The organism is Enterobacter sp. KBR-315C3_2022 (genome assembly GCF_041399425.1).
In the GTDB taxonomy this organism is placed as follows: domain Bacteria; phylum Pseudomonadota; class Gammaproteobacteria; order Enterobacterales; family Enterobacteriaceae; genus Enterobacter.
In genome coordinates this window covers 157,382-163,437 of record NZ_JBGKEB010000011.1, presented here as the reverse complement: position 1 = coordinate 163,437, position 6,056 = coordinate 157,382, and the positions used below count along the sequence as shown (strand labels likewise).

General features: G+C 54.4%; 6 protein-coding genes and 1 rRNA gene. 4 read left to right on the top strand and 3 right to left on the bottom strand.

All coding sequences use genetic code 11. From position 1 onward, the window contains the following. The 3 genes from rrf to birA form a co-directional block, all read left to right on the top strand. Positions 1–105: ribosomal RNA gene (gene rrf, locus AB8804_RS13815) — 5S ribosomal RNA — on the top strand; the annotation flags it as partial. 134 nt (positions 106–239) lie between these two features. Further along, positions 240–1,268, top strand: a complete 1,029-nt coding sequence (gene murB / locus AB8804_RS13810) for a UDP-N-acetylmuramate dehydrogenase (RefSeq protein ID WP_371187027.1) — start codon at positions 240–242, stop codon at positions 1,266–1,268. Beyond that, positions 1,265–2,227 carry a bifunctional biotin--[acetyl-CoA-carboxylase] ligase/biotin operon repressor BirA gene (gene birA, locus AB8804_RS13805; RefSeq protein WP_371187025.1) on the top strand — a complete coding sequence of 321 codons (963 nt, stop codon included), beginning with the start codon at positions 1,265–1,267 and terminating at the stop codon, positions 2,225–2,227. Before murB ends, birA begins: the two co-directional genes overlap by 4 nt. A gap of 38 nt (positions 2,228–2,265) precedes the next feature. Here the strand turns inward: birA and bcsG are convergent, their stop codons facing one another. The 3 genes from bcsG to bcsE are packed head-to-tail and all read right to left on the bottom strand — an operon-like array spanning position 2,266 to position 5,703. Next, positions 2,266–3,945, bottom strand: a complete 1,680-nt coding sequence (bcsG, locus tag AB8804_RS13800; RefSeq protein ID WP_371187023.1) for a cellulose biosynthesis protein BcsG — start codon at positions 3,943–3,945, stop codon at positions 2,266–2,268. Next, entirely contained in the window at positions 3,938–4,132 is a 195-nt protein-coding gene (gene bcsF, locus AB8804_RS13795; RefSeq protein WP_297122588.1) for a cellulose biosynthesis protein BcsF, read from the bottom strand. Before bcsF ends, bcsG begins: the two co-directional genes overlap by 8 nt. After that, complete coding sequence (gene bcsE, locus AB8804_RS13790) at positions 4,129–5,703, bottom strand: cellulose biosynthesis c-di-GMP-binding protein BcsE (protein WP_371187021.1); 1,575 nt, start codon at positions 5,701–5,703, stop codon at positions 4,129–4,131. The genes bcsF and bcsE overlap by 4 nt, the downstream gene beginning before the upstream one ends. Before the next feature lie 161 nt (positions 5,704–5,864). Here bcsE and bcsR point away from each other — a divergent pair, with 161 nt between their 5' ends. Beyond that, entirely contained in the window at positions 5,865–6,053 is a 189-nt protein-coding gene (gene bcsR / locus AB8804_RS13785; protein ID WP_371187019.1) for a cellulose biosynthesis protein BcsR, read from the top strand. Positions 6,054–6,056: the final 3 nt, after the last annotated feature.

The following is a 6,056-nucleotide window of genomic DNA, read 5'->3' as shown; positions in this document are numbered from 1 at the left end:
TAGCGCGGTGGTCCCACCTGACCCCATGCCGAACTCAGAAGTGAAACGCCGTAGCGCCGATGGTAGTGTGGGGTCTCCCCATGTGAGAGTAGGGAACTGCCAGGCATCAAACAAGTGAAGAGGCCATCCGAAAGGATGGCCTTTTTGCGTTTTTGGCCCCTCCTCCTTTCCATAAACTGATCACCTATTCGCCCGTATATACGGTAAACTATCCCGGTTTTTGCATCAGGATAGCGTCTATGAACCACTCCCTTAAGCCCTGGAATACCTTTGGCATTCAACGGAATGCTAATGAAATTGTACGTGTCGATAATGCTCAGCAACTGCTGGATGCATGGCAAAGCGCAACAGAAAAAGACGAACCTGTCCTGATCCTCGGCGAGGGAAGTAATGTCCTGTTTCTCGATGATTTTGCGGGGACGGTCATCGTCAACCGCATCATGGGAATCGATGTTGAAGAGCGCGCTGACAGCTGGCATCTGCACGTGGGGGCCGGGGAAAACTGGCACCATCTTGTGCAGTACACCCTGGAAAAAGGAATGGCAGGGCTGGAAAACCTCGCCCTCATTCCGGGTTGCGCGGGATCGTCTCCAATTCAAAATATCGGTGCCTATGGCATCGAACTAAAACACGTCTGCGAATACGTTGACTGCATTGAGTTAGCAACGGGAAGCGCCCGGCGCTTAACCGCTGAGCAGTGCCGTTTCGGCTATCGTGACAGCATTTTCAAGCACGAATATCAGGATCGCTACGTTATTGTGGCCGTCGGCCTGCGCCTCGCGAAACAATGGAAGCCGATTCTGACGTACGGCGATTTAGCCCGCCTCGATTCGGCAACGGTCACTCCTCATGAAGTATTTGACTCGGTTTGCCACATGCGAATGACCAAACTTCCCGATCCGAAAGTGAACGGTAATGCAGGAAGTTTCTTCAAAAACCCGGTGATCAGCGGCGAAGATGCAAAAGCGTTTCTTGCTGGCTGGCCTTCGGCTCCGCATTATCCACAGGCCGATGGCAGCGTGAAGCTGGCGGCAGGCTGGCTCATCGATCGATGCGAATTAAAAGGCACCACGGTGGGGGGCGCTGCCGTGCACCGCCAGCAGGCGCTGGTGCTGATCAACCAAAACGATGCGACCAGCGAGGATGTTGTCCAGCTGGCCCATCATGTCCGTCAGCGCGTTGGCGAAAAATTTAACGTCTGGCTTGAACCTGAAGTGCGCTTCATCGGACGCACGGGTGAAATCAATGCCGTGGAGGTCATCGCATGAAGGACAATACTGTCCCCCTGACGCTCATCGGTATCCTTGCGGACGGTGAGTTTCATTCCGGTGAACAGCTTGGCGAACAATTGGGTATGAGTCGTGCCGCGATCAACAAGCACATTCAAACCCTCCGGGACTGGGGCGTAGACGTCTTTACGGTCCCCGGGAAAGGATACAGCCTGCCGGAGCCTATTCAGCTGCTGAATGAAGCGCTTATCCGCAGCCAGATAGGCCAGGGAACGGTTGCCGTACTGCCCGTCATAGACTCAACCAACCAGTATCTTCTTGATCGTCTGGCCGAGCTGGAATCTGGTGATGCCTGCGTTGCTGAATATCAGCAGGCCGGGCGCGGTCGCCGCGGGCGCAAATGGTTCTCTCCGTTTGGTGCCAACCTCTATCTTTCCATGTTCTGGCGCCTGGAACAGGGTCCGGCTGCGGCCATTGGGCTGAGTCTGGTGATCGGTATCATCATGGCGGAAGTGCTGCAGGATCTGGGAGCACAAGACGTTCGGGTCAAATGGCCCAACGATCTCTATCTGAAGGATCGCAAGCTGGCGGGTATCCTGGTCGAACTGACGGGGAAAACGGGCGATGCTGCTCAGATCGTGATTGGCGCTGGCCTCAACATGGTGATGCGTAACGTGCAGAGCGAGGTGGTCAATCAGGCCTGGACGAACCTGCAGGAGGCCGGGGTTAAAATAGACCGTAACACCCTCGCCGTGCGGCTGATTAAAGAGCTGCGTACGGCGCTCACCCTCTTTGAGCAAGAGGGGCTGGCACCGTTCCTTTCGCGCTGGAAAAAACTGGATAACTTTATTAACCGGCCGGTGAAGCTGCTGATTGGTGAAAAAGAGGTCTATGGAACGTCGCGCGGAATTGACGCACAAGGTGCCCTGCTGCTTGAGCAGGATGGGGTGATTAAGCCCTGGGTTGGCGGAGAGATTTCGCTGCGAAGTGCGGAATAAAAAAGGGAGCCATCGGCTCCCTTTTTGCTGGTTTACATTCACTGCGGATATGGCACCCAGTCCCCGCCGTTCAGACGAACGTAAGGTTTTTTCTGATACTGAATCACCACCGCATTTGCGTTCTCAGAGACCTCTGCCGTCTGCGGCAGGCCGCTGGTGAGCTGATCCCAGTTCACGGTATCTTCCACGAAAAGCTTCCCGTCTACCGCGCGTGCGACCAGCTCTGAAATTGCCAGATAGCTGCTCGGCTGCGTAATCTCAATCGGCGCACCCTCGTGCGGGGCCTTCATGCCGAAGAATTTAATACCGGCAGGCACGTTAGTGATAGAAGGGCTTGGGATATCACGCAGGCCAGAAACCTGCATTCTGTCGCCCTTCAGCGCCGCACCGTGCTCCGGTACAACCACAACCATCACCTTGCGGCCTGATTTCTCCAGCTCGGTAAAGAACGCATCCAGCTCATCGAAAAGCTTCTGGGCACGCACCTTATAGTCAGCGGTTTTGCTCACGCCCGGGAAGTGGTTACCGTCATGCAGCGGCAAGGTGTTGTAAAACGTTGCGCTGCGCGGATTATCGTCCTTCCCGGTGGTATCTAACCAGCGCTGCAGCACGGCGGTGTCGTCGTAAACCGGCGATCCGTCGAAGCCCAGCAGCGGCACAGGTAAACCGGTCTGGTCCATCAGCGCAGCCTGCATACCGCCTTCTTCACGCACTTCCTTCAGGAAGTTGCCGAACTGACCGTTATGGCCCAGCATCAGGTGCTGCGTGAAGCCCAGCTTGGCCAGGTTATCAAACAGGTAGCACTGGTTACCCGCCGGCTGATAGAGATTCTTGTGCGATTGCTGGCCGCAGCTGGCGCGCAGCAGTCGGATTGCCGCCGGGCCGCTGTAGGAGGTCGCTGAGTTAAAGTCTTTAAACTGAATGTCAAAATGCGACCACAGGGGATGCGACATCAGACCGGCAGCCTCCACATCCGCCCAGGACAGAGAGCAGATGTTAATCACCAGCAGCTCAAACGGCTGTGCGTCTGCGGGGAGCGCATCCGGGAATTTGGTCTGACGCTTGTCTTCAGCGGTGTAGAAACTTGAAAGCCAGTTGTTCAGGTTTGCCGAGGTCGGCGGTGCCGTTTGGGCCGGAATGTCACCCACCACTGGCGTATCGCCAGCCGTAGCAACCGTCGCCGCCGCAGAACCGCCTGTCGTCGTCACGGTCGTGGTTGGCTGACCGGCAGGCCACAGTGAGAAGCTTGGTCCAGCCAGCGTAAGCACGTTCAGCCAGACCATAATGGCCACCACAAACACGGTGACGCGTATCCACTGAGCGAGGAAAAGCCAGGCAATCAGCAGCACAAATACCGCGCCAATCATCTGCCAGTTAATAAAGCGTTCGGTCAAATCAAGGATATAGTCAGCGCTGAAGCCGGCAACCTGCGAGCCCTGGCTCATGATGCTATCCGGGCCGGGGAGCCAGGTATCATGCCAGAACAGGGCAAAGCCGAACGGAATGGCAACCCAGTGGCGGAGGCGGTGAAGCCTGAGGCTGGGGATTGGCATCAGCAGGAATGCCATGAACACCAGGTTGAGCAGCGGGTGGAAATTAAGGTAGCCCGCCCACAGCAGCCCAAACTTCACCAGGAAGTAAAAATTCCAGCCGGAAAGGCCGCGCCAGTATTGCCACAGCGGCGAGGGGGCCGACGCGGTATAGGAAGAGTTAGTCATGTTTTCGGTTTGCCTTGACTTGCGGAGCTCGTGTCAGTGTTCCGGCTGGTTTAACGTAGCGAGGTTTTACAAACAACATTCTGGCTGTATCGCGAAGACGGCGAAGCGAATGGCGCGCGTAGTAGCCAAGCGGGAAAAAAATCAGTGCACAAAGTATGACCAGCTGAATGATATCGCTGATGTTCATGATGAGGCGCTCTCTTCATTCCTGGATAATAAGCGAAGCGGTTCCGGTACCCGACGCCAGACGTGACCATCATGCCTGGCATTGAGAACGGGTTTGATGTCGTTGGTCATTGGAAGGGGTTTTACCCACTGCTCGGGAGTAATAGAACGCATCTGCACGAGTTCTGCTCTGATCAAGCTATCTTCAAACCAAATCACGCGGTTGGAGAAGATATCTCCGGTCGGCAGCGGGAAAATATGGTTAAGCGCCGTATCGAGATCGTTCACCCGACAGAAGGATAAGAACAGGACCAGACGGTTATCGCCAATCGTCATAATATCGCCGGTACGGTTTGGGCGGCACAGCGTCAGCGCCTGCTCAACGCGGATGCCGGGAACGGGACGGAGGGCGACCATCACGCCTTTGCCGTCGGCCGGAAGCAGCGTGTTGTTCATCATGTTACCGACCGCATCGCAGAAGGTGTCCCATTTCTGATATCCGCGAAGCTTCATCGGCTGGGTCATTGAGAGCAGCGTGGAAATATCTTCCGGCACGTGGCGGCTAAACTGCTGCCCCTGAATGCTCTCAATCAGCGTCAGGCAGCGGGACAGCGGAGCGTTCCACGGCACAACCATATTGGCGCCGCAGCCCAGCAGCAGCCGCTCGTCGGTGGCTCGCAGGCTGGTGCTGCTTTCTCGCACCACGATTTTTAATGCGCTTCCCCGCTGGCGGCGCAGCGTATGAATTTGTCTCGCCAGCGTTTCGATCTGGTTGTTCTGGGCCAGGGCGAAAACGATGGTTGCAGCCTGCGTTGTGCGGGCTTCGTTGAAAAGGGCTTCATTGTTGTCGAACAATGACCAGTTTTCAGAAAGCGCAGGCGCGCCTTCGAGAACGGCAATGTGGCTAAGAATACGTTTTTCATCGCTGCGCGGCTGAACAACGGTTTCTTCCTCCTGAGCAAGATGCCATTCGCCGGAGACCGACTTCAGCGTCAGCTGCTGTCGGGCGCTCACGCCCTTCTCGTTGCACCAAAACGCAATATCGTAAAGATAGCTGTCGCTCCGATCCTGGAGGCTTGCCAGGCCATAAAGAGAGCGATATTCAGTCATTAGAAGAGAGAATAACTTGTCATTATTACTGCCGGGATTGATGACCAAAACGGTACACTTTCGGTTTTTGGTCCACTTATGCAGTTTTTCCAGGCAATTGAGTAATTTCTCAGAAGATATATTGTGTAATGCGTTATTAGCGCATTTAAGTATCAATAAATAGTGATCCGGATCAATGGAGCAATCAATATCGCGCGGGAAAAGAGAGAGGTTATCTGCATCCGCAGGCATGGTAAATAACCGTACACTTTGTGGTCCCTGCTCACTTTTAAGCGTAATGATTTTTTTGGGGTCATTACCCATCGTAATGACGGCGACGCGGGTATGATTATCCTGCGCGGCGATGGTCTGGTTTACAAGACGGACAGCATCCTCGTCCCGGTCTGTATTAATCCACCAGACTCCTCCAACCGGCATGTGGCGCAATTCATCCCATAATGGCTGAATGCCAATAGAAAATATGGAGCCCACGGTGTCCCTCATTTGATCTAATTTATCTGTATCTCAGTTTACTAGCGAAAGCCCAGAAATAAACCTAACATTGAAATTAAAGAACATCAGATTTAGCATGTAAATCAAAATTCGAGGGCAGGACGCCCGTATAGACCGAAACATGCAAAGTGACTCGAAGGGATAGAATAAGAATGCATAATAATGAACCCGTAACGCCAGTCGATTCCACTCTGGGGTACACATTCCAAAACGACTTCCTGGCACTGACGAAGGCTTTTTCGTTACCCGAAATAGATTACACCGATATTTCCCAGCGGGAACAGCTGGCGGCGGCGATTAAGCGCTGGCCGCTTTTAGCTGAATTTGCCCAACAACATTAAGGG

What these genes read in the sequence shown, in the direction of transcription:
- murB (WP_371187027.1), top strand. Translation starts at nt 240, where the DNA reads ATGAACCACTCCCTTAAGCCCTGGAATACCTTTGGCATTCAACGGAAT.
- birA (WP_371187025.1), top strand. Translation starts at nt 1,265, where the DNA reads ATGAAGGACAATACTGTCCCCCTGACGCTCATCGGTATCCTTGCGGAC.
- bcsG (WP_371187023.1), bottom strand. Translation starts at nt 3,945, where the DNA reads ATGACTAACTCTTCCTATACCGCGTCGGCCCCCTCGCCGCTGTGGCAA.
- bcsF (WP_297122588.1), bottom strand. Translation starts at nt 4,132, where the DNA reads ATGAACATCAGCGATATCATTCAGCTGGTCATACTTTGTGCACTGATT.
- bcsE (WP_371187021.1), bottom strand. Translation starts at nt 5,703, where the DNA reads ATGAGGGACACCGTGGGCTCCATATTTTCTATTGGCATTCAGCCATTA.
- bcsR (WP_371187019.1), top strand. Translation starts at nt 5,865, where the DNA reads ATGCATAATAATGAACCCGTAACGCCAGTCGATTCCACTCTGGGGTAC.